At 75.2% G+C, this 21,698-nt stretch carries 27 protein-coding genes; 12 read left to right on the top strand and 15 right to left on the bottom strand.

What is annotated here, in order from left to right:
• Positions 1–46: 46 nt before the first annotated feature.
• The 3 genes from DMP17_RS25165 to DMP17_RS25155 form a co-directional block, all read right to left on the bottom strand.
• Complete coding sequence (locus DMP17_RS25165) at positions 47–592, bottom strand: L,D-transpeptidase (RefSeq protein ID WP_226354235.1); 546 nt, start codon at positions 590–592, stop codon at positions 47–49.
• 317 nt (positions 593–909) lie between these two features.
• Positions 910–1,236, bottom strand: coding sequence for a putative quinol monooxygenase (locus DMP17_RS25160; RefSeq protein WP_226354234.1), 327 nt, complete (start codon positions 1,234–1,236; stop codon positions 910–912).
• A 107-nt stretch (positions 1,237–1,343) separates the two neighbouring features.
• Positions 1,344–2,369, bottom strand: a complete 1,026-nt coding sequence (locus tag DMP17_RS25155) for an NAD(P)-dependent alcohol dehydrogenase (protein WP_226356600.1) — start codon at positions 2,367–2,369, stop codon at positions 1,344–1,346.
• Positions 2,370–2,628: 259 nt separating this feature from the next.
• On the opposite strand from DMP17_RS25155, the gene DMP17_RS25150 reads away from it, so the two are divergent.
• The 7 genes from DMP17_RS25150 (at position 2,629) to DMP17_RS25120 (ending at position 7,030) form a co-directional block, all read left to right on the top strand.
• Complete coding sequence (locus DMP17_RS25150) at positions 2,629–3,738, top strand: hypothetical protein (RefSeq protein ID WP_337830775.1); 1,110 nt, start codon at positions 2,629–2,631, stop codon at positions 3,736–3,738.
• Between the two features lie 17 nt (positions 3,739–3,755).
• Positions 3,756–4,286 carry a PadR family transcriptional regulator gene (locus DMP17_RS25145; protein ID WP_226367918.1) on the top strand — a complete coding sequence of 177 codons (531 nt, stop codon included), beginning with the start codon at positions 3,756–3,758 and terminating at the stop codon, positions 4,284–4,286.
• A 57-nt stretch (positions 4,287–4,343) separates the two neighbouring features.
• Positions 4,344–4,793, top strand: a complete 450-nt coding sequence (locus tag DMP17_RS25140; RefSeq protein WP_226354231.1) for a DUF1707 SHOCT-like domain-containing protein — start codon at positions 4,344–4,346, stop codon at positions 4,791–4,793.
• A complete protein-coding gene (locus DMP17_RS25135; RefSeq protein WP_226354230.1) occupies positions 4,780–5,187 on the top strand; it encodes a hypothetical protein in 408 nt (135 codons plus the stop codon). Before DMP17_RS25140 ends, DMP17_RS25135 begins: the two co-directional genes overlap by 14 nt.
• Before the next feature lie 31 nt (positions 5,188–5,218).
• Entirely contained in the window at positions 5,219–5,851 is a 633-nt protein-coding gene (locus tag DMP17_RS25130) for a class I SAM-dependent DNA methyltransferase (RefSeq protein ID WP_337830774.1), read from the top strand.
• A 14-nt stretch (positions 5,852–5,865) separates the two neighbouring features.
• Positions 5,866–6,249 carry a hypothetical protein gene (locus tag DMP17_RS25125; protein WP_226354228.1) on the top strand — a complete coding sequence of 128 codons (384 nt, stop codon included), beginning with the start codon at positions 5,866–5,868 and terminating at the stop codon, positions 6,247–6,249.
• Between the two features lie 376 nt (positions 6,250–6,625).
• Positions 6,626–7,030 (top strand): transglycosylase family protein, encoded by a 405-nt coding sequence (locus DMP17_RS25120; RefSeq protein ID WP_337830773.1) that lies wholly within the window; start codon positions 6,626–6,628, stop codon positions 7,028–7,030.
• A 140-nt stretch (positions 7,031–7,170) separates the two neighbouring features.
• On the opposite strand, the gene DMP17_RS25115 is transcribed toward DMP17_RS25120, so the two are convergent.
• The 4 genes from DMP17_RS25115 to DMP17_RS25100 form a co-directional block, all read right to left on the bottom strand.
• Entirely contained in the window at positions 7,171–8,322 is a 1,152-nt protein-coding gene (locus DMP17_RS25115) for an acyl-CoA dehydrogenase family protein (RefSeq protein ID WP_337830772.1), read from the bottom strand.
• A complete protein-coding gene (locus DMP17_RS25110) occupies positions 8,319–9,329 on the bottom strand; it encodes a TIGR03617 family F420-dependent LLM class oxidoreductase (protein ID WP_337830771.1) in 1,011 nt (336 codons plus the stop codon). Before DMP17_RS25110 ends, DMP17_RS25115 begins: the two co-directional genes overlap by 4 nt.
• Position 9,330: 1 nt before the next feature.
• Positions 9,331–10,218, bottom strand: a complete 888-nt coding sequence (locus tag DMP17_RS25105; RefSeq protein ID WP_226354225.1) for an alpha/beta fold hydrolase — start codon at positions 10,216–10,218, stop codon at positions 9,331–9,333.
• Positions 10,219–10,283: 65 nt separating this feature from the next.
• Positions 10,284–10,754 carry a MarR family winged helix-turn-helix transcriptional regulator gene (locus tag DMP17_RS25100; protein ID WP_337830770.1) on the bottom strand — a complete coding sequence of 157 codons (471 nt, stop codon included), beginning with the start codon at positions 10,752–10,754 and terminating at the stop codon, positions 10,284–10,286.
• Between the two features lie 57 nt (positions 10,755–10,811).
• On the opposite strand from DMP17_RS25100, the gene DMP17_RS25095 reads away from it, so the two are divergent.
• Positions 10,812–11,663 (top strand): alpha/beta fold hydrolase, encoded by an 852-nt coding sequence (locus DMP17_RS25095; RefSeq protein ID WP_226354223.1) that lies wholly within the window; start codon positions 10,812–10,814, stop codon positions 11,661–11,663.
• Here DMP17_RS25095 and DMP17_RS25090 read toward each other — a convergent pair.
• On the bottom strand, positions 11,653–12,261 hold the full coding sequence (locus DMP17_RS25090; RefSeq protein WP_226354222.1) for a class I SAM-dependent methyltransferase: 609 nt from the start codon (positions 12,259–12,261) through the stop codon (positions 11,653–11,655). The genes DMP17_RS25095 and DMP17_RS25090 overlap by 11 nt on opposite strands.
• A 20-nt stretch (positions 12,262–12,281) precedes the next feature.
• Here DMP17_RS25090 and DMP17_RS25085 point away from each other — a divergent pair, with 20 nt between their 5' ends.
• Positions 12,282–12,995 carry an alpha/beta hydrolase gene (locus DMP17_RS25085; protein ID WP_337830769.1) on the top strand — a complete coding sequence of 238 codons (714 nt, stop codon included), beginning with the start codon at positions 12,282–12,284 and terminating at the stop codon, positions 12,993–12,995.
• Here DMP17_RS25085 and DMP17_RS25080 read toward each other — a convergent pair whose 3' ends face one another.
• The 3 genes from DMP17_RS25080 to DMP17_RS25070 form a co-directional block, all read right to left on the bottom strand.
• Positions 12,996–13,913: an alpha/beta hydrolase gene (locus tag DMP17_RS25080; RefSeq protein ID WP_337830768.1), complete on the bottom strand. Its 918-nt coding sequence runs from the start codon at positions 13,911–13,913 to the stop codon at positions 12,996–12,998.
• 225 nt (positions 13,914–14,138) lie between these two features.
• The gene (locus DMP17_RS25075) at positions 14,139–16,259 is read right to left on the bottom strand and encodes a chorismate-binding protein (protein WP_337830767.1); all 2,121 of its coding nucleotides are present in this window, start codon (positions 16,257–16,259) and stop codon (positions 14,139–14,141) included.
• 58 nt (positions 16,260–16,317) lie between these two features.
• Entirely contained in the window at positions 16,318–16,974 is a 657-nt protein-coding gene (locus DMP17_RS25070) for a nuclease-related domain-containing protein (protein WP_337830766.1), read from the bottom strand.
• A 73-nt stretch (positions 16,975–17,047) separates the two neighbouring features.
• Here DMP17_RS25070 and DMP17_RS25065 point away from each other — a divergent pair, with 73 nt between their 5' ends.
• Positions 17,048–17,548, top strand: a complete 501-nt coding sequence (locus DMP17_RS25065) for a J-domain-containing protein (RefSeq protein WP_337830765.1) — start codon at positions 17,048–17,050, stop codon at positions 17,546–17,548.
• A gap of 57 nt (positions 17,549–17,605) precedes the next feature.
• Here DMP17_RS25065 and DMP17_RS25060 read toward each other — a convergent pair whose 3' ends face one another.
• From DMP17_RS25060 to DMP17_RS25045, 4 genes are read right to left on the bottom strand one after another with little or no spacing between them, the layout of a single operon-like run.
• Positions 17,606–18,094, bottom strand: coding sequence for an SRPBCC family protein (locus DMP17_RS25060; protein WP_308016859.1), 489 nt, complete (start codon positions 18,092–18,094; stop codon positions 17,606–17,608).
• Positions 18,084–18,410: an ArsR/SmtB family transcription factor gene (locus DMP17_RS25055; protein WP_073575964.1), complete on the bottom strand. Its 327-nt coding sequence runs from the start codon at positions 18,408–18,410 to the stop codon at positions 18,084–18,086. Before DMP17_RS25055 ends, DMP17_RS25060 begins: the two co-directional genes overlap by 11 nt.
• An 8-nt stretch (positions 18,411–18,418) precedes the next feature.
• On the bottom strand, positions 18,419–18,940 hold the full coding sequence (locus DMP17_RS25050) for a hypothetical protein (protein WP_337830764.1): 522 nt from the start codon (positions 18,938–18,940) through the stop codon (positions 18,419–18,421).
• Positions 18,937–19,512: a DUF1707 SHOCT-like domain-containing protein gene (locus DMP17_RS25045; RefSeq protein ID WP_337830763.1), complete on the bottom strand. Its 576-nt coding sequence runs from the start codon at positions 19,510–19,512 to the stop codon at positions 18,937–18,939. The genes DMP17_RS25050 and DMP17_RS25045 overlap by 4 nt, the downstream gene beginning before the upstream one ends.
• Before the next feature lie 168 nt (positions 19,513–19,680).
• Here DMP17_RS25045 and DMP17_RS25040 point away from each other — a divergent pair, with 168 nt between their 5' ends.
• Together DMP17_RS25040 and DMP17_RS25035 are read left to right on the top strand one after the other, a co-directional pair.
• Positions 19,681–21,030 carry a sensor histidine kinase gene (locus DMP17_RS25040; protein WP_337830762.1) on the top strand — a complete coding sequence of 450 codons (1,350 nt, stop codon included), beginning with the start codon at positions 19,681–19,683 and terminating at the stop codon, positions 21,028–21,030.
• On the top strand, positions 21,027–21,695 hold the full coding sequence (locus DMP17_RS25035; RefSeq protein ID WP_226354213.1) for a response regulator transcription factor: 669 nt from the start codon (positions 21,027–21,029) through the stop codon (positions 21,693–21,695). The genes DMP17_RS25040 and DMP17_RS25035 overlap by 4 nt, the downstream gene beginning before the upstream one ends.
• Positions 21,696–21,698: the final 3 nt, after the last annotated feature.

Genomic DNA, 21,698 nt, shown 5'->3' with positions numbered 1-21,698 from the left:
CGTTACGCCGGACGCCCGAGCAATCCCCGATGCGGTGACTCCGCGCTCACTGCCCCTTACGGGCCGCGGTCTCCTCGGAGGCCTTCACGACCTGCACCTGGTCGCCGATCTGTAGGTAGTCGAAGTACGCCTTGGCCTCGGCCGGCGGGACGTGGATGCAGCCGGCCGAGGAGCGGTTCGGGTCGCCGCTGTGGAAGGCGATGCCGCCGTCGTTGAAGAACACCGACCAGGGCATCGGGGCCGGGTCGCCGTTCGGCAGCCGCGACTCCTCGCTCTTGTGGGTCGCGTCCTTGCGGTAGACGCGCAGCGAGTGGCCGACCGGGGTCTCCTGGCCGTTGCCGCCCGAGGAGATGCCGATCGGGCCACGGATGACCTTGCCGTCCTGGATGAGCCAGGACTTCTGCGAGTCCAGGTCGACGCAGGCCTTGGCGGTGATCGAGCACGGGGTGCCCGGGACGAGCGGCTGTGCGCGGGCCTGCTCGGCGGCGGGGGATCCGGCCAGTGCCGTCCCGGCGACGGCGACACCCGCGATGGTGGCCAGTCCGAGGCCCAGTGCGACGAGGCGGCGGGGCCGCTGTCGGACGGTGTCCATGGGGTGCTCCTGTTCGTCCGCGTCGCCCGGGGCGGCGACGCCACGTGATCGTTCCGTCACCGTGGGAGACGCGCGGGGAGCGCCCAGGTTGCGTGACGAAAAGCTCTGCCGTGCGCGGCCAGTCTGCACCCCGGCCCCGACCGGCCCGGACGCGGTGCGCTCCCGTCCCGATCACCCGGAAGGACCGTCTCGGTTCCGATGTCCGGTCCGCCCGGCTCCGTCCGTCCGGCGCAGCCGGGACACCTGCTCGCGGCACCGGTGGACACGACGATGCCGGCGACCCGTGGGGGGCGCCGGCATCGTCGGGAGGGACGGGGTCAGTGCGGGGTGACCTCACCCATCTCGACCCAGGCGTCCTTGCCGTCCTCGCTCTGGAAGTTGATGAGCGGCTTCTCCGGCACGACCGAGCCCATGAAGTCGAAGAACTTCTGCGCGTGGTCGGTCTTGACGTGCGCGTCGCCGGCCGCGCTGTCCTTGAAGACCTCCACGATCACGAACTCGTTCTGCTTCTCGACGTTCTCGTGGTAGTCGAAGGAGATGTTGCCCGGCTCCGAGTTCACGTCCTTCTTGTACTGCGAGATGCCGGACAGCCACTCCTCGCGCTTGTCCGGGCGGATCTGGGCCTTGAGCACGATGAGGATCACGTGAGCCTCCGGTTCACTTCTGGTCGGCAACGTCGCCGGGGATCGTTCCACGGATCGCCGCACCGCGGGCGTCTCGAAGTGCGACGCCGCGGGGCTTGACGGACCCCTCAGGCGAAGGTCGCGGTGTCGATCACGAAGCGGTAGCGCACGTCGCCCCGCACGACCCGCTCCCAGGCCTCGTCGACCTGGTCGCAGGAGATCGTCTCGATGTCGGCGCCGAGGCCGTGCTCGGCGCAGAAGTCCAGCATCTCCTGGGTCTCGCGGATGCCACCGATCTTCGAGCCGGACAGGCTCCTGCGGCCCGCGACCAGCGAGAACCCGTGGTAGGACAGCTTCTCCTCGGGCACGCCGACGTTGACCATCGAGCCGTCGAGCTTCAGCAGGCCGAGGTAGTCGTCGACCGGGATCACCGCGGCGACGGTGTTGACGATCAGGTCGAAGGACCCGGCCAGCTCGGTGAAGGTGGCCTCGTCCTCGGTCGCGTGGTAGTGCGCGGCCCCGAGTCGCCTGCCGTCCTCCTGCTTGGACAGCGTGCGGGAGAGCACCGTGACCTCGGCGCCCATCGCCGCGGCGATCTTGACGCCCATGTGGCCGAGACCGCCCATGCCGACGATCGCCACCTTCTTCCCGGGGCCCGCGTTCCAGTGGTGGAGCGGGGAGTAGAGGGTGATGCCCGCGCACAGCAGCGGCGCGGCGACGTCGAGCTCGACGCCCTCCGGGATGCGCAGCACGTAGTTCTCGTCGACGACGATCTGCGTGGAGTAGCCGCCGTAGGTGGGCTCGCCGTCGTACTCCGTCGCGTTGTAGGTCTGCACCTCGCCCTTCAGGCAGTACTGCTCCTCGCCGGCCCTGCAGTTCTCGCACTCGCGGCAGGAGTCGACGAAGCAGCCGACGCCGACGGTGTCGCCCACGGCGTAGCGGGTCACGTCGTCGCCGACCGCGGAGACGACGCCGGCGATCTCGTGGCCGGGGACCATCGGGTAGATGCCCTCGCCCCACTCGTCGCGGGCCTGGTGGATGTCGGAGTGACAGATCCCGGCGTACCGGATGTCGATGACGACGTCGTGCGGCTTCGGGTCGCGACGGGTCACGGTCCCGCGCTCGAACGGCTTGTTCGGGCCGGCGGTGGTCATGGCGGGCACGGTCGTGGGCACGTTTCCTCCTGGTCGGCGTCGCGTGGGGACGTCGTGTCTGGGGTGGCCGGGCTCCGGTGCCGCGGCGGGGACGGGCGGCCGTCGTACAACCGCATCGCCATGTGGCTACCCGGCAACGGTTGTGCGCAATGCAGTCGCGGGCTGTGGTTCACGTCTCCCACTCGAGAACGAGGGCCGGCGCCGAGGATCGGCCGGAGGAGGGATCCGCGACCGTGCCGTGGCGTCCTACCGTCGCCGCATGACCGGGACGAGGGGGGACGCCGCGGTGCGGCGGGAGGACGGTGTGGCCGGCACCGCCGCGACGACGGCGGTGCCGACGGCGCCGCGACCGTGGTGGAACCGGGTGGGCTGGGCGCTGCACGCGCTGCTGCGGTTCGCCCTGATCCTGCTCATGCAGGCCTACGTCTGGTCCAAGCTGAACCTGTCCCAGATGGGCCGGGCCGACTACTCCGAGGCGCTCGTCATGACCGGCGAGAAGAGCCCGATGGGCCTGCTGTGGGGGCTCATGGCCTACTCCCCGGTGATCCAGTTCCTCGCCGGGTTCGCCGAGCTCGTCGTCGTGCTGCTGCTGGTGTTCTGGCGCACGGCCTGGATCGGCGGCCTGCTCGGGACCGTCGCTCTCGGCACCGTCTTCCTGCTGAACATGACCTACGACGTGCCGGTCAAGCAGTTCGCCCTCGCTCTGACGGTCGGGTTCGCGCTCGTCGCGGCCCCCGAGCTGCCGCGGGTGGTCCGGTTCCTGGCCGGTCGTCCGACGGCGGCGACCGAGGGGTCCCCGCGGCTGCTGCCGTGGCCGCGGGTCCGCCGGGTGACCCGGTGGCTCGTCCCGGCGCTCGGGCTGGTGCTGATCGCGGCGATGGGGGTGCTGTTCCAGCAGGTCCAGCCCCCGTTCCAACGCTCCGACGTCGCGCTCGCCGGGGTCTACCGGGTGGTGGAGGACCCGACGGCCCCGGCCGCGCGGCTCGCCGACGACCGGCGCTGGCAGCACGTCGCCGTCGGGCAGTGGACCTACGTCGGCCCGTCGATCCCGATCCCCGGCTACCCGCAGTCCGGCTCGGCCGGGATCTCGCTCCGGCTCGCCGACAGCACCTTCGTCCGGGGGACGTGGCGCCCCGTCGGGGACCGGACGATCCGCGTCGAGTGGAACGCGCCGCAGTCCGGGGCGACCTCCCTGGTCGAGCCCGCCGTCCGGACCGCCGAGCTGACCTGGACGCCCCGGCCCGACGGCCGGGTGGAGCTGACCGGTGACGGGCAGCGCCTGGTGCTGGAGAGCGACCAGGAGCTGCGCTTCCTCTACGACCGGGGCTTCTCCTGGGACGAGGGCAACGGGGCGGCCGTCAACCGCTGAGGCCCTACGCTGGCCCGATGCTTCCGCGGCTGGGACTCGCCGAATGGGTGGTGCTGGCCGTGGCCGGCGAGCGTCCGGTGCACGGTTTCGCCGTCGCCGCGCTCACCGCCGCCGACGGCGAGCTGGGCCGGGTCTGGCAGATCCCGCGCCCGGTCGTCTACCGGGCCATCGGCAGGCTGGTCGACGCCGGCCTGATCACCGCCGAGGCCGTCGAGACGAAGGGCGGCCCGCCCCGCACCCTCTACGCCGCGACCCCCACCGGCCGCGGCCACGTCGACGCCTGGCTGGGCACCCCGGTCCCGCACGTGCGGGACCTGCGCTCGGAGTTCCTGCTGAAGCTGGCGGTGCTGCACCGGCACGGCCGGGACGCGACCGCGCTGGTCGACGCCCAGCGTCGCGAGCTGGCCCCGATCGTCGCGGCGCTGCGGGCCGAGCAGGACCGGGCCGGGCGGGCGGGGGACGACGGCGCCGACGAGTTCGACCGGATGCTGGCCGCCTGGCGGCGCACCTCGGCGGAGGCGGCGCTGGCCTTCCTCGACGAGCTCTGACTTGTGCTCCCGACACGGATAGCGGATAGTCTCGATATCCGATCAGGAGGGGTGGTCATGGTGGACGTACGCATCGGTGACGCCGAGCGGGAGCGCGCACTGGAACGGCTCGGCAGGCACGTGGGGGACGGGCGGCTCGACCTCGCCGAGTTCTCCACCCGCAGCGAGCAGGTGACCGCGGCGCGCACGGCGTCCGAGCTCGCCGCCGTCGAGGCGGACCTGCCCCGGCTGCCGCGACCCGCCGACCCGGAGCGTGAGCGCCGGGTCCGCCGGACCGTCCTGGCCGCGACCTGGGGGCCGTGGGCGCTGACCGCGGTGATCGTCCTGACGGTCTGGGCCGCCGTCGCGCTCGGCGGGGGCGGCGGCTACTTCTGGCCGATCTGGGTGATCGGGCCGTGGGGTGCGGTGCTCGCGCTCGGCACGCTCACCGGCCGCTCGGTCGCCGGTCCGTGCGGGCGGGCGAGAACCGGCGCGGAACGGGTACACCGGGTACATGCCCCGTCGTGACCTGACCTGGATCCCCCGCCTGCTGGGCGCCGCCACCGCCGCCTACGGCGCGGCCGTCGCCGCGAAGCCGGACGTGCTGCTGTCGCCGACGAAGCTGTCCGGCGGCGGCCGGACCCCGTCTTCGGGGACCACGCTGCTCGCGCGGGCGGTCGGCGGGCGCGACCTCGCGTCCGGCCTGGCCATGGCGCTGGCCCCGGCCGGCACCCCGCTCAAGGCCGCCATCGCGGTGCGGGTCGGCGCCGACGTCGTCGACCTCGTGGTGCTGGGCTCGCAGCTCCCCGACCGCGACGCCCGGGAGAAGGCGACCATGGTCGCCGCCGGCTGGGGCGCGCTGTGCGCGCTCTCGCTGCTCGCCGCCGACCCGCCGCGCCGGGGGTTGCTCGGGCGCGCATGACAGCCCGCGGGCCGTCCACCATGATCGGGCGATGGCCACGAGCACCGGGGGCGACCCCCACCTGGAACGCGCCTACTCGCTGAGCGGCCCGGCCGACGCCCGGGCCCTCTACGACGAGTGGGCCCCCACCTACGACGCGGACCTCGCCGGCGAGACCCAGGGCTACGTCGCGCCCGCGGTCACCGCGGACGCCGTCGTCGCGGCTGCGGGCCCCGGCGGGGAGATCCTCGACGCCGGCTGCGGCACCGGGCTGGTCGGCGTCGCGCTCCGCGAGCGCGGCGCGACCACCGTCGACGGGATCGACCTGTCGACCGGGATGCTGGAGCGGGCCCGCGCCACCGGCGCCTACCGGGAGCTGCGCGAGGCCGACCTCACCGCCGCGCTCGCGCTGCCCGACAACTCCTACGACGTCGTCGTCTGCGTCGGGACGCTCACCCACGCCCACGTCGGGCCCTCGGCGCTGGCGGAGTTCACCCGGGTCGTGCGGCCGGGCGGGTACCTGGTCGCGACCGTCCTCGACGACGTCTGGGAGTCCGGGGGCTACCGTGCCGAGGTCGACCGGCTCGCCGCCGCCGACGTGTTCGAGGCCGTCTCGATCGAGGTCGCGCCCTACCGGTCCGGGCAGCAGGTCGACTGCCGCCTCCTGGTGCTGCGGGTGCGGTAGGTGAGGATGGACCCATGAGCGACGACCGCGGCCCGGTGACCGGGCGCCGGATCCTGACCGTGCTGCTGGTGCTCTCGGCCGCTGTGCACGTCCGGCTCGCGTTCGGCGCCGCGGGGCCGGTCCTGGCCGGGCTGGACGGGCTCGTCGCCGCGGCCGCCGTCGTGTCGCTGCTCCTGCTGCTGCGCCGGGCCGACGGCCCGGCGCTGCTCGCCTGTGCCGTCGCCGGCGGGCTCGGTGTCGCGCTGTTCCTCGTGCCCGGGCTCCTCGCCGTCGCGCAGGGGGTGAACTGGACCGCCTGGCTCGACGCGTGGGCGTTCGGCGGTCTGCTGCTAGACGCGATGGTCGTGCGGATCGCGGTGTTCACCCTGCGCCGGGCCGAGGGCGCGCCGCGCCGCTGACGCCGGTGGAACATCTCCGGATCGAAAGCATCGGCGCCTTCCCTGTCGGTTCCGTGATCGTGGAAATGTACTCCTGAGCTGCGACGACGTAATCGGTCGTTATCTCCGTGTGATACGTCACCGGCCGTCCGCTTGACCTGATCTCGGCCGGTCGGCGACCTTCGTGGTCGCTCCGGTCCACACGGGCCGGGCACGCACCGAAGCGCCGGAACCGCCACGCCACCACGGCCCCGTCCCGCGGTCCCCGGCCAGTCGACCTGCACGGACCGAGACGGGGCCGCGGGCCGCGAGTCCCCTCGCGACGACACCGGCACAGCGCTCCCCGCGCGACCGGCCCGCCCGGAAAGCCGTGGGTCCGGACCTCAGGTGATCAACAATGAGCAGCACGCGCATGTCCATCCGTGGGCGCTTCGTCGGAACTCTCGTCGCCGGTGTCCTGGCGTTCGGCGCTCCGCTCGCCCTCGCCGGGCCCGCGACGGCCGCCCCCGAGACCTCCGCCGCGGTCGCCTCCGCCGCCGTCGCGGTCCCCACGCAGTCCGTCGCGACCTCGACGTGGGACAAGCTCGCCCAGTGCGAGTCCAGCGGGAACTGGAACACCAACACCGGCAACGGCTTCTCCGGCGGCCTGCAGTTCACGCAGTCCACCTGGAAGGCCTTCGGCGGGTCGGGCAAGGCGCACAACGCCAGCAAGTCCGAGCAGATCCGCGTCGCCGAGAACGTCCTGGACGCCCAGGGCTGGAAGGCGTGGCCGGCCTGCTCCAAGAAGCTGGGCCTGCGGTAGTACGCGGCACGCACGGCGGCCGGTGACCCGCTCGGGTCACCGGCCGCTGTCGTGATCACGGATCGGGCACCGATCACGTCGCCCGGCGACTCGTCCGGTGCCCGATCCGTGATCACCGGAGAGTCGAGGGCGGCGTCGGGTCAGTAGCTGCGGGGCAGCCCGAGCACGTGCTCGGCGACGTGGTTGAGCACCATCTCCTGCGGCAGCGGCGCCAGGCGCATCAGGCGGGCCTCGGTGAAGTAGCGGCTCACGTCGTACTCGGTGGCGTAGCCGAACCCGCCGAGGGTCTGCACCGCCCGGTCCGCGGCGAAGAACGCGGCCTCGGCGGCCAGGAACTTCGCGGTGTTGGCCTGCTCGCCGCACGGCTCGCCCGCGTCGTAGCGGGCCGCGGCATCGGCGATCACCAGCGCCGCCGCCCGGAGCCGCATGTGCGCCTCGGCCAGCGGGAACGCGATGCCCTGGTTCTGCCCGATCGGCCGCCCGAACACGGTGCGCTCCTTCGCGTAGGCGACGGCGGCGGCCAGCGCGGCCCGCCCGGTGCCCAGCGCCTCGGCGGCGATCAGGATCCGTTCCGGGTTGAGCCCGTCGAGGATCAGCCGGAAGCCGCGGCCCTCCTCGCCGACCAGGTCGGCGGCGTCGACGGGCAGGTCGTCGTAGACGACCTCGCAGGACACCACCGCGTTGCGGCCCAGCTTGTCGATCGGGGTGATCGTGACCTCGGGGCGCTGCAGGTCGGCGAGCAGCAGCGACAGCCCGTCGGTCCGCTTCGCCACCTCCGCGCGCGGGGTGGTGCGCACCAGCAGCAGGACCTTGTCGCAGAACGGCGCCTTCGACGTCCACACCTTGCGCCCGCGGACCAGGTAGCGGTCGCCGTCGCGGCGGGCGGTCGTGGTGATCGCGGTGGTGTCGAGGCCCGCGTCGGGCTCGGTGACGCCGAACGCGACCTGCAGCGACCCGTCGGCGACCCGGGGCAGGTAGCGCCGCCGCATCTCCTCCGAGCCGTGCCGGACGACCGGGTTCATCCCGAAGACCGACAGGTGGATCGCCGACGCCCCGTTCATCGCCGCCCCGGACGCGGCGACCTCCTCCATCACCGCGGCGGCCTCGGAGATCCCGGCGCCCCCGCCGCCGTAGGCCTCGGGGATGGCGACGCCGATCCAGCCGCCGGCGGCCATCGCGTCGTGGAACTCCTGCGGGAACCGGTGCTCGCGGTCGCAGGTGCGCCAGTACTCCGCCCCGAAGCCGGAGCAGACCGCGCGGACCCCCTCCCGGATCTCCGGATGCGTGCTCACGCCGCGCGCAGCCGGGTGACGACGTCGAGCACCAGGGCGGGGTCGGCGTCGTAGGGGGTGTTGAGCGAGACCCGGTCGACGAGGCCGCGGTAGCGGTCCGCGACCCCGGACGCCACCCCGGCCGGGTCGCCCGCGACGGCGAACAGGGCCAGCAGGTCGTCGTCGACCAGACCGGCCATCTCGTCCCAGGCCTGCCGGCGCGACAGTCCGTTGAGCTCGTCGGCGAGCGCGCCGCGGCCGTGGTGCTCCAGGACCGGCTTGTACGGCGGGGTGGAGGCGTAGAAGGCGATCTGGCGGCGCACCCCGGCCTCGGCGACGGCCCGGGCCTCGGCGTCGGCGCCCAGGACCGCGAAGACCGGCAGGCACACGTCGAAGCCGGTGAGGTCGTCGCGGCCGCGTCCGCGGCGCAGCGCGGGCAGCGTCACCTCCGCCAGGTACGACGGCGAGGTCAGCGAGTGCGCCAGCAGGCCGTCGGTGACCCGGCCCGCGACCTCGGTCATCCGCTCGCCGACCGCGGCCAGCATCACCGGCGCGATCCCTTGCGGGTTCGGCCCCGGTGAGAAGAACTCGGTCATCAGGGTGTGGGAGTAGAACTCGCCGCGGTGGTGCAACCGGTCCCCGGTGGCCCAGGCGTCGAAGATCGCCCGCAGGGCCGAGACGAAGTCCTCCATCCGGGCCGCGGGGCGGCTCCACGGCATCCCGAACCGGCGCTCGATGTGCGGGCGGACCTGCGAGCCGAGCCCCAGGTCGAACCGGCCGCCGGAGAGCAGCTGCACGTCGTTGGCCTGGTAGGCCAGCGTCATCGGGTTGCGGGCGAAGGCGACCGCGATCGCCGACTGCAGCCGGATCCGGCTGGTCGCCCGGGCGGCCAGCGCCAGCGACACGAACGCGTCGTGCGAGGTCTCGGGGACCGACAGGGCGTCGTAGCCCTCGGCCTCCGCGGCGACGGCCGCCGCCTCGGTCTCGAGCGGGGAGGCGGAGAAGCCGCCGGTGGTGTCGACGCGCAACTCAAGCGCCCCGCTGCTCGGGGACGACACGGTCGAGCCAGGACAGCAGGTCCGCGACGATCTCCTCGCGGTTGGTCTCGTTGAACACCTCGTGCCGGGCACCCGGCCAGATCTTCAGCGTGACGTCCTGCAGCCCGGCCTCGGCGTAACGCTCGGTCAGCGGCCGCACCAGGGCCAGCCCGGCGTTGACCGGGTCCTCGTCCCCGACGACGACGTACACCGGCAGCCCGCCCGCGATCCGCTTGAGCGTGGCGACCTCGCCGAGGGGCCGGGCGGCGGCGAACATCGCCTGCGTGCCGGGCAGGTCGAGGCCGAAGCCGCAGCGGGCGTCGGCGACGTAGGCGTCGACCTGCGCGGGGTCGCGGCTGAGCCACTCGAAACCGGTGCGCTGCTCGAACGGCGCGTTGAACGACGACAGGTCCAGCGGTGCGGACAGGTCCAGGCCCTGCTCCATCAGGTCGAGCAACGCGGTGCCGGACAGCACGACCGCGTCCGGCGGCGTCCCGTCGGCGACGAGGAACTGCTGCACGGCGAACGAGCCCATGCTGTGACCGAGCAGCACCAGCGGGGCGCCCGGGTGCTCGGCGCGGGCGTGCGCGGACAGCAGTCCGATGTCGCTGACCAGCTGCCCCCAGCCGTCGTCGCCGAGGACGCCGAAGTTCTCGGGCCCACCCGCGGTGGCGCCGTGACCGCGGTGGTCCTGGGCGTAGACGGCGAAGCCGCGGGCGGTCAGCGCGTCGGCGAGGGCGACGTAGCGCAGGGCGTGCTCGCCCATGCCGTGGGTGATCTGGACGATCCCGCGCACCGGGTCGCCCGCGGCGGCGGGGAGCCAGCGGTAGGCGGTGACGGCGGCGCCGTCGCGGCCGGAGAAGGTGAACGTGTCGGACATGCGTGGGCACCGCCAGTGGTGAGGGGTCGATCTCGGTCGGATCGTGCGTCACGGGGCCGGGGCGGTCAATGCTCAGGCCCGATCCCGGGTTCGATCTCGGCCAGGTCGGCGACCATCGCCGCCAGGACGCGCAACGTGGCGTCGACGTCGCCGGGCCGCAGCCGCGCGGCGACCGCCCGCAGCCGGGCGTGCTCGCGCCCGACGACGTCGTCGATGACCGCCCGGCCCGCCGCGGTGGCGACGACGAGCTTGGACCGCCGGTGGCGGGGGTTCTCGGTCCGCTCGACCAGGCCGGCGGCGAGGGCGTCGTCGACCATGCGCTGCACGAACTGACGGCTCAGTGACTGCGACCGGCCGATCTCCGGCACGGTCATCGGTCCGTGGCGGCGCAGCTGGTCGAGCACCGCACGCACGCCGGCGGACATCCGGTTGTCCGGCTCCGCCTCCTCGACCTCGCGCAGCACCCGCCGATACAGGGGCCCCACCAGCACGTACACCTCGGCGAGCTGCTCGGCGGCCCGGTCGACATCGGTCACCACCGCAGTATGACACCTCAGTTGTCATTCTCTGTGTGCTATGACACCTTGGTTGTCATGACACTCACGCTCGCCCAGGCCACCGTCCCGACGTTCCTGACCGTGCCGGGCGTCCGGATCGCCTACCGCGACACCGGTCCGCACCCCGGCGGGCTGCCCCCGCTGGTCCTGCTGCACGGCGGTGCGCTCGACGGCCGGATGTGGGCCCGGCAGGTCGCCGCGCTCTCCGACCGGCACCGGGTCGTCGTCCCGGACGCCCGCGGGCACGGTGCCTCGTCCGACCCCGGCCCCGAGGGGTACCGCCCGCACGACGACGTCGCGGCGCTGCTCGAGCACCTGGACCTGGGCCCGGCGGTCCTGGTGGGGCTGTCGATGGGGGCGCGGACCGCGTTCGACACCGCGCTGGAGCGCCCGGACCTCGTCGACCGGGTCGTGGTCTGCGGGGCCGGAGCCGGGGAGCCGGCCTGGACGGACCCGTGGATGCTCGACACCATGGCCCGCTGGGAGCAGGCCCGTATCGACCTCGACGCCGAGCGGTGGATCGCGGTCTTCCTGGAGTTCGTGCCCGGCCCGTACCGCACGGCCGCCGACGTCGACCCTGCCGTGCTCGCCGAGGTCCGGCTGATGGCCGTGGACCTGCTCGCCCACCACCTGCCCGCGGACCCGGCCGCGCCGCCGCCGCCGATCGGTTTCCTCGACGACGCCCTCGCCCGCACCCGGAACCTGGCGGTGCCGCTGCTCGGGATCGTCGGCGACCTGGACTCCGAGGGCCACCGGCGGATCGTCGCCGACACGGTCGCGGCCGTGCCGGACGGCCGGCTCGTGACGCTGCCGGGGACCGCGCACTACCCGAACATGGAGTGCCCGGCGGAGTTCGAGCGGGCGGTGACCGAGTTCCTCAGCCGGTAGGGGTGCGGGCCCACACCGCGTACAGCGGATCCCCGGGCGCGCCGCAGTCGCGGGCCGAGGGGGCGTCGAACGCGCCGCTGCGCCGGAAGTACTCCCCGACGATCGCGACCCGCGTCCTGTCGTCGGAGGCGAGCCAGCCGCGGACCGCCTTGGTCGGGAAGCAGCGGTTCGAGAACGTGGCGGCGAACACCCCGCCCGGCACCAGCACCCGTCCCACCTCGGCGAACACCGCGACCGGGTCGGTCAGGTAGTCGACCGAGACGGTGCAGACGCAGGCGTCGAACGCGGCGTCGGCGAAGGGGAGCACCGGGTCGGCGTTGAGGTCGTGGCGGACGGCCTCGTGGGCCATCTCGTTGGCGGCGAGCTCGGCCCGGTTCATGCCCAGCACGGTCAGGTGCTCCGGGCGGCGCGGCAGGTGCGACACCCACGACGACATCAGGTCCAGCACCCGGCCGGTGGTGCCGATCTCGTCGTAGAACGCCGACGCGGCGGCGATCGCGCCCTCGTCGATGTGCTGGACGAAGCGCGGGGGCAGGTAGAACTCGCGGTCGTCGACCGGGTCGGCGCGGTCGAAGAAGCCGTCGGGGAAATCGCTCATCGTCATGGAAGTCTGCCGTCATGACGACGTTCGTGCTGGTCCACGGCGCCTGGGGTGGCGCCCACTCCTTCCACCTGGTGCGTCCGCTGCTGCGCGCGTCCGGCCACGACGTGCTGACGCCCGCGCTCACCGGCATCGGGGAGCGCTCGCACCTGGCGGGGCCGTGGATCGACCTGTCCGTGCACGTGCGCGACGTGGTCAACGCCGTGCTCTACGAGGACCTGCGCGACATCGTGCTGCTCGGGTTCTCCTACGGCGGCATGGTCGTCACCGGGGCGCTCGACGAGATCGGTGACCGTGTCCGCGAGCTGGTCTACCTCGACGCGTTTGTCCCCGCCGACGGCGAGTCCGCGCTGGACCTGGCGCCCGGCCTCGCCGGCGCGGTGCCGGCGCCGGGCGCACCGGGACTGGGGTCGTCGTGGCTGGTCCCGGGCCCGGAGCGGCACTACGACGACCCGGCCGAGGCCGCGTGGTCGGCGCCGCGACGCTCCCCGCAGCCGGTCCGCACGCTCACCGAGCCGGTGCGGCTGTCCCGGCCGCTGGAGCAGTGGCCGTGCGGCCGGACGTTCGTGCGGGCCACCCGGGAGGACGTCGCGGGCGGGCCGTTCACCGCGGCCGCCGACCGCGCCCGGACCTCCGAAGCCTGGCGCTACGCCGAGATCGACACCCACCACCTCGTGCCGCAGAACCGGCCCCGCGAGCTGGCCGCGCTGCTGCTGGACCTGGCCGGGTGATCAGCCGCCGAGCGCGCCGCGCAGCCAGGCGACCGAGCGTCCGGTGAAGTCGTCGGCGAGCGCGACGCCCTTGCCCCAGCCGTCGAAGCCGTGCGGGGCGCCGGGGACGACGTCGAGCTCGACCGGCACCCCGGCCTCCCGTAGCCGCCGCGCGTAGGTGATGTCCTCGTCGTGGAACAGGTCGACGTCGCCGACGCCGATCCACGTGGGCGGCAGCCCGGACAGGTCGGCGCGACGGGCGGGCACCGCGTACGGGGCCGGCTCGCCGGTCCCGGGCGGGCGCCCCAGGTAGGCCCGCCAGCCGACCTCGTTGTTGCGGTTGTTCCACACCCGGTGCGGGGGCCGGTCGAGCTCGCGACGGGCGGCGGTGCGGTCGTCGAGCATCGGGTAGACCAGCCACTGCGCGACCGGCTGCGGTCCGCCCTCGTCGTGCAGGCGCTGGACCAGCGCGGCGGCCAGGCAGCCCCCGGCGCTCGCCCCGCCGACGGCGATCCGCGCCGGGTCGACCTCCAGCCGGTCGGCGGCGTCGCGCAGCCAGGTCCAGCCGGCGTGGCAGTCGTCGAGCGCGGCCGGGAACGGGTCACCGGGCGCGAGCCGGTAGTCCACCGAGACGACGACGATCCCCAGGTCCGCGGCGAGCTCGCCGCACCGCACGTCGTCGATCATGGGGGAGCCCAGTACGAGGCCGCCGCCGTGGAACCACAGCAGCGCCGCGGGGGTCGTGCGGTGGTCGGGGACGTGCACGCGCAGCAGCGGCGGGCCCGGGTGGGTGGTGGACCGGACCCCGTCGACGGCGGCGGGCCTGCCGCGCCGGGACAGCCGCTGCAGCAGGCGCAGCAGCCGGGGGCGGTGCAGCGGGATCGGTGGGACCCACCGCAGGGGGCGACGCAGCTCGGCGGCGATCCGGTCGGTGCTCACGACCCGATCCTGCCGGTGCGGGCCGACCTCGCACACCTTCTGAGGACCTCGCACCGTCTGCAGGGGCTGCGAGGTGCGGGGAACCGGTGCGAGGTCGTGCGGTCCGTGGCCGACGGGGCGCTGCCGGTCGCGCCGCCGGTCGCGCTGACGCTGCCCGGTGCCGGGCGGGGACCGCGGGGCGGCACCGGCGGTCGCCCGGAGGCGGTGTGGTGGCGCGGCGCTCGGTCAGCGCGACAGCGCCGCGGCGAGGCGGTGGGTCAGCGGGTCCGGGGCCGCCCACGTGGCGACGGTGTGGCCGTCGTCGTCGACCCGGCGCACCCACTGCACCCCGCGCAGCGCGTTGACCAGCAGGAACCCGTCGGGCTCGGCGAGCGCGGCCAGGGGCAGCGGGGCGATCCGCACGGCGCCGGGGCCCAGCACGTCGAGCAGCGCGCGGCGGCCGGTGCCGGGCAGGATGCGGCCGTCGAGCGGGGGGACCCACAGCCGCCCCCGGTGCACGGCGGCGACGGCGGAACGCGTCGTCTCCAGCACCAGGCCCGCCGGGTCGCACAGCAGCGGCGCACCGTCCCCGACCTCGGCCTCGTGGGCGTCGAGCCAGCGGCGGTCGGCGAACTTGTGGGACTCGCCGTCGGTGCCGCGCCGGACGACGGCGACCACCCCGCCCTGCGCGTCGAGCGGGACCGGTCCGGACCAGGGGACCGCGCGCACGGTGACCCGCGACGGGTCGTCCGGCGTCGCCTCGACCCGGACCCGGTGGTGCCCGGCCAGTCCGGCGACGGCCGCGGCGACCTCGGTCTCGACCCGCGCGTCGAGGGGGCGGCCGGTGACCGCGAGGTAGGAGCGGCGCAGCCGGGCGGCGTGCTCGCCGACCCGGCGGGCCCGGCCGTCGACGCAGGCCAGCGTCTCGAACAGGCCCGCGGCCCGGTCGGCGGGTCGGGCGACGGGCGGCCGGACCGGCCGGGGCGGGCCGTCCAGCGCGGCCAGGACCGGGGCCGCCTTGGTCAGGACCTCGCCGAACTCCTCCGCCGGGTCGGAGTCGACGGTGATGCCCCCGCCGACGCCGAGCCGGCCGGTGCGGCTGCCGCCGGGCCCGGCGGGGCCGAGGTCGAGGGTGCGGATCGCGACGTTCAGCTCCAGCCCGGCCAGCGGGCTCACCCCGCCGACGGCGCCGGTGAACAGCCCGCGGTCGCCGTCCTCGCAGTCGGCGATCACCTCGCAGGCCCGGATCTTCGGCGCGCCGGTGACCGAGCCCGGCGGGAACGTGGCGGTGAGCAGGTCGGCGTCGGTGACGTCGTCGCGCAGCGTCGCGTGCACCCGCGACACCAGGTGCCACACCCCCGGATGCGGTTCGACGGCGAGCAGCCGCCCCGGCCGTACCCCGCCGGGCCGTGCGACCCGGGCCAGGTCGTTGCGCATCAGGTCGACGATCATCACGTTCTCGGCGGCGTCCTTCACCGAGGCGCCGAGCCGCGCGCGTTCGGCGTCGTCGGCGTCGCCACCGGTGCGCGGCCGGGTGCCCTTGATCGGCGCGGTGGTGACCCGGTCCCCGGCACGGTGCAGGAACAGCTCCGGGCTCGCGCCCACCGCCGCCCGCTCCGGCGTCACGACGAGTGCGGCGCGGGCCGGTGCGACCGGCTCGACGAGCCGGGCCCACGCCTCGTGCGGGTCGCCGTCGAGCCGCACCTCCAGCCGGGTCGCGATGTTGGCCTGGAAGATCTCGCCGCGGCGGATCTCGGTGACGCACCGCTCGACCGCGGCCAGGTGCGCGTCGCGGTCGGGCCACCGGGTGACCGCGATCCGGGCCGTCCGGTCCGGCGCCGGGCGGGCGAGGTCGGCGCACAGCTGCGCGTACCGGCGCTCGGCCGAGCCGGTGTCGGGGTGCACCGCACCGGGGTGGTCCGGCAGGCCCGGTAGCGGGGTTCCGCCGGCGACCAGCGCCTCGAACCACCAGCGCTCGCCGTCGTGCCGCAGCACGTCGCGGTACCAGGACAGCGCCGCCGTCGGCCGCACACCGGGCGGGGCGTGGTCCAGGAGTCCGAACCAGCCGCCACCGACGGCCCCGCCGGTCCCCGCGTCCGTCCCGGCGCCCGGGCCCGCGACCGGGCTCGCCTCCGGGCCGGCGGACCGTGGCGGCGCGTCCAGCACGGCGAACGGGTCGGCCCCGTCCGGCGCGGTGAGCACCGGGTCGGTGGCGACCAGCGCCCCCCACGACCAGCTCCCGCCGAAGGCGACCAGCCGCGGCCGGTGGGCCAGCCGGCGCACCGCCGCCGCCACCCCGGACGGTGCGACGCCGTCCGGGACCGGGACACGGTGCAGCCCGGTCCGGGCCGGGGCGGTCGAGGTCACCGGGAGAGCATGCTGATCCGGCCCCGCGCGGGGAAGGCGCCGTGACCCGGCGCACGCCTCACCCCCAGCTCTCCGGGCGCCGGGCGACGGCGTGGATCCGCTCCACCTCCCGTGGGCCGAGCACCGGGGTCAGCCCACGCAGGGCGTACACCAGCGCGCCCTCGGTGGCGACCACGACGTCGTCGGGCCAGCGGCGTACCCGGAGCGGGGCCCCGACCAGCGCGATCACCGGGCGGACCGGCATCGACGCGGCGGCGGCCCCGAGCCGGGGGAGCAGCAGCTCGCGGACCCGCTGCGCCTCGGCCCGGGCCCGCGGCACCGCGTCCGTGGCCGTCCCCGCGACGACCAGCCGCTCGCCGTCGAGGAGCAGGGAGCGGCCGCGGTGGTGGCGGGTGTCGATGACGCAGATGCCGGGTGGCCCGATCAGGACGTGGTCGAGATCGGCCGCGCCGCCGTCGAGCGGGACCGAGTGCAGGACCTGCCACGCCGCGGGCCTGCCGAGCAGCCGGTCCCGGCGGGTCCGCCCCGTCAGCGCGGTCAGCAGGTGCGCGGTGCGCTGCTCGCCGTCGGCGCCGAGGCGCCAGTTCCGGTCGGGGAACCCCGCCCTCCGCTGCTGCGCGGCGACGTGCCCCACCCGCCGGCCGGGGTAGTGGCGCGCCAGGTCCAGCGCGCGGGAACGGTCGGTCGTGGGGGTCGTCGCGGGTGTCGTCGTCATGGCGCGGAGTGTGCACCCGACCACCGACAGGAAAGGGCGCTCGCCGGTAACCTCGCGACGGGGTGGTGCAGCCATGAACGGTGTGGACCCGCGGTTCGAGTCACCGGTCGACCGGACGATCCGGGAGGCCGTCGAGCGGGGCGACTTCGACGACCTGCCCGGCAAGGGCAAGCCGTTGCCCGGCGCGGGACGGATCGGCCCGGTCGACGAGAACTGGTGGATCCGCGGCTACCTGGAGCGGGAGGGCGTCCCGGGCGACGCGATGCTGCCGCCGTCGATCCAGCTGCGCAAGGAGCTGGACCGGATCGACGAGACCGTCACCCGCTTCGTCGACGAGCGCCGCGTGCGCGAGCACGTCGAGGAGGTCAACTCCCGGGTCGTCGATTACATGCGCCACCCGATGGGCCCGCGCGTGCCGATCCGCAGGCTCGACGCCGACGAGGTCGTCGCGCGCTGGCACACGGCCCGGGAGCGACGGCGGGCCGTCGCCCGGGCCGTCGCGCCGCCGCCCGCCACCGCGGAGCCCGCGCCGGGGTCCCGCCGTGGCTGGTGGGCCCGCCTGTTCGGCCGCTGAGAGCCGTCGGGGACCCTCCGGCCCGGAGACCACCGGGCGACAGGTCCGCGCGCGGACTCACCGGGCGTGCGTCGCCGGTGTCCGTGGCGCGAAGTGACCGGGGGAGGCCAGCGGCCGGTCGGTCTCCAGCAGCGTCTTGAGCGCGGACAGGATCGCGGGCCAGCCCTCGCCGACGTCGCGGACGTCCTGCGCGCCCTGCTCGTCGTCGGTGAAGCCGGTGTGGACGACCTGCAGCTTCACCGCCTCGTCGCCGAACGGGGAGACCGCGAACTCGACGACGGTCGGCGGCCGCCCCGCGGCCTGTTCGGCGCGGCCGGTGAAGGTGTAGGACAGCCGGTGCGGCGGCTCGACGGCGAGGATCTCGCCGATGAAGTCGTCGCGGTCGGGATGGACCGCCTCCAGCGGGCTCCCGACGCGCCAGTCCGAGGTCAGCTCCGCGCCGCCCCAGTACTGCATGGTGAACGCGGGCGTGGTCAGCGCCCGGAACACCTGCTCGGCGGTGCTGCGGATGTAGGTCGTGTAGACGAACCTGCGCTCACTGCTCATCGTGCTCCTCCAGCGCCGCGCGCAGGGCGGTGACCGCCTGCACCCGGCTGCGCTCGAACTTCCCGATCCACCGGTCGTGGATCTCCTGGATGGGGACCGGGTCGAGGTGGTGGAGCTTCTCCCGGCCGCGACGCAGGGTCGTCACCAGCCCGGCCGCCTCCAGCTGCGCGAGGTGCTTGGACACGGCCTGCCGGCTCATGTCCAGTCCCTCGCACAGTGCGCCGAGCGTCGACTCGCCCTGCTCGTGCAACCGGTCGAGGATGCGCCGCCGCGTCGGGTCCGCGAGTGCGCGGAAGACGGCGTCCACGTCGGTCACGCGGCCAATTATGCAACCATTCGGTTGCCTGTCAACCGCTGCCGGGACAGCCGTCCGCCGGGCTTCTCCACCGACAGCACCGTCGCGCCCAGCAGCATCACCTGGTGCAGCACCGACGCCGCGACCAGCAGCGGCAGGACCGACCGGTCACCGGCCGCGGCGGTGTCGACCCACCCGGTGGTGAGCGCGACCGACGAGACGATCACCGCCAGCGCCAGCACGGTCTTCGCGACGACCCAGCGGTACCGGAACAGCCCCCACGCCGTTCCGAGACCGAGGGCCGCCCCGCTGAGGACGGTGCCGACGGCGAGGAACGGGATCATCCCGTTCCCGACGGTGCCCATCACCGCGACGGCGAACCCGGCGTCGGTGCCCTGCAGCAGCACCGCCACGGGCAGCACCAGCATCACCAGCGACGCGCCGGTCCAGGCCACCGCGAGCAGCACGTGCACCGTCCGCAGCGCGGCCCGCGGGCGCCGGGCGAGCCGCCGCGGTGCGGTCCGTCCGGCCCACTCGGCGACGGCGGTCACCGCAGTTCCTCGGGCAGCTCCTCGTCCGGCGACGCCTCGCGCTCGGCCCGCCGGGAGTGCACGAACAGGATCAGGCCCAGCCAGAACGCCGGCCCGATCGGGACGAACAGCGGCGCCGGGCCGAGCACCGCGCCCAGCACCAGCAGGAGCAGCACGGCGACGGTCACCCCGGCGTGGATCCGCAGGTTGCGCTGCGCGCGGGGGGTGAGCGGACCGCGCCGGGGGCGACGCGGGAGCGGCGGGCGGGGCAGCCCGGCGAGCAGCGGGACGAGCTCGTCGCGGGTGCGGGCGGCGTAGGCGGCGGCCTGCCGCTCGTCGGACTCGGCGAGGGTCAGGCGCCCCTCGGCGGCGGCCGTCCGCAGCCGGGCGGTGACGTGCTCGCGCTCGGCGTCCGAGGCGAGCAGGGCGTCGGACCGGGGCGGGAGGCCGCCCGCGGTCGTCGCCGTGGGCGCGGTCGGGGCCGTGTCGGCCGGGAGCGGTGTGGCGGGGGACGGAGTGGCGGAGGACGGTGCGGCCGGTGCCGGTGCGGTGGCCGGTCCGGGTGCGGGACGGGTGTCCGGAGTCGCTGTCATGACGGCCAGTGTCGCCGTGCCGAGGGGGCGCGCGCGTCCGCCCGCGGTCGCCGATCCCGCTGCCGCCCCCGGGGAAGGAGCGGCCGCCCGCGTACTCCCGCGGGTGTACGGCACCGGTCACCGTCCGGACGACGACCGCTGTCGGTGCCCCGGTCTACGGTGTCCCGCGTGCCCGCCGACCGACGTCCGAGGTGGGGCGGGATCGCGCGGATCCTCGTCCCCGCGCTGGTCGTCGGCCTGTTCACCGTGGGCGGGACGGCGTTCTACGCCGTCCGCAGCGCGCAGTACCCGGACCCGGACACGACGGCGCTCCCGCTCGACGGGCTCGCCGCCGTGCTGCTCGCGGTGGGGCCGGTCGCGCTGCTGTTCCGGCACCTGAACCGGGTCGTGGCGCTCGCGGTGTGCGCGGCCGCGGTCGTCGTCTACCTGGGCCTGGGGTACCCGCTGCTGGGGCCGCTGGGGTTCGCGTTCGCCGTGGCGCTGGTGTCCGCGGTCGCCGCGGGGCGCCACCACCGGGCGCTCGCGGTGCTCGTCGTCGCGCTGGCCGTGCTGGCCGGGTGGCTGCTCCTGACCGGGCGGCCGATCCCGTGGCCGGCGACCGCGCCGGTGCTGGCCTGGCTGGCGGCGCTCGTCGCGGGCGGCGCCCTGTGGCGGGTCCGGCGCGAGCGCACGGCGCAGGCCCGGCGGGCCGCCGAGGCCGAGCGTCGGCGCAGCGCCGACGCCGAACGGCTGCGCATCGCCCAGGAGCTGCACGACGTGCTGGGCCACCACGTCTCCCTGATCAACGTGCAGGCCGGGGTCGCGCTCTACCTGATGGACGACGACCCGGAGCAGGCCCGCACCGCGCTCACCGAGATCAAGCGGGCCAGCCGCGACCTGCTGCGCGAGATGCGCTCCACCCTCGGCGTGCTGCGCGGGGTCGACGAGCAGGCACCGCGTGCGCCCACCCCCGGCCTGGACCGGCTCGACGCGCTGCTCGACGAGGTGCGCGTCGCGGGGCTGCCGGTGCACCGCGGCACCGAGGGGACCCCGCGGCCGCTGCCGACCGGGGTGGACCTGGCCGCGTACCGGATCGTGCAGGAGTCGCTGACCAACACGCGTCGGCACGCGGGGGCGGGCACCGCGGTGGTCACCCTCCGGTTCGGCGACGACGCGCTGGACCTGACCGTCGACGACGACGGTGCCGGCCCGGCGCCCGGCGCGGTGGACGGCACGGGGCTGACCGGCATGCGCGAGCGCGCGCGCTCGGTCGGCGGGACCCTGGAGGCGGGGCCGGGCCCGGAGCGGGGCTTCCGGGTGCACGCCCACCTGCCCGCGCCCCCGGCCGACCGCGCCGCCCCGGACGACCCCACCGTTCCGGGCGCCCCCGCCGCTCCGGCCGACGCCCCCGCCTCGGACGCCGCCGCCCCGGACCGTGCTGCCCCGGACGCCCGGCCGCACGTGGAACCGGCTGCGACCGGACGGGTGGGGTCGACCGGGGCGACCGACCGCCCCACGACCCCGGGAGCCGACAGGTGATCCGCGTCCTGCTCGCCGACGACCAGGCGCTCGTCCGCTCCGGGTTCCGCGCCCTGCTCGGTTCCCAGCCCGACCTGGACGTGGTCGCCGAGGCCGCCGACGGCGCACAGGCCGTCACCGCGGCCCGTGAGCACCACCCGGACGTCGTCCTCATGGACATCCGCATGCCCGGCACCGACGGCATCACCGCGACCCGGGAGATCACCGACGACCCGGACCTCGCCGGCACCCGGGTGGTCGTCCTGACCACCTTCACCGACGACTCCTACGTCTTCGACGCGATCCGCGGCGGCGCCAGCGGCTTCCTGGTCAAGGACTCCGAACCGGCCGACCTCATCCACGCCATCCGGGTCGTCCACAGCGGGGAGGCCCTGCTCGCCCCGGCGGTCACCCGCACCCTGATCGCCGAGTTCGCGGCGCGCTCCCGGGGCGGCCCCGACGGCGCGGTCCGGCTCGGCGAGCTCACCGACCGCGAGCGGGAGGTCCTCGCCGAGGTCGCGGCCGGGCTGTCCAACGACGAGATCGCCGCCCGCCTGCACATGAGCCCGACGACGGCGAAGACCCACGTCAGCCGCACGATGACCAAGCTCGGCGCCCGGGACCGCGCGCAGCTGGTCGTACTGGCCTACGAGTCGGGCCTGGTCCGCCCCGGCTGGCGCGGCTGAGAG

The sequence above is a fragment of the Pseudonocardia sp. TMWB2A genome (genome assembly GCF_017312135.1).
The sequence above is the reverse complement of the archived record's forward strand: the minus strand, read 5'-3'. Positions and strand labels throughout refer to the sequence as shown.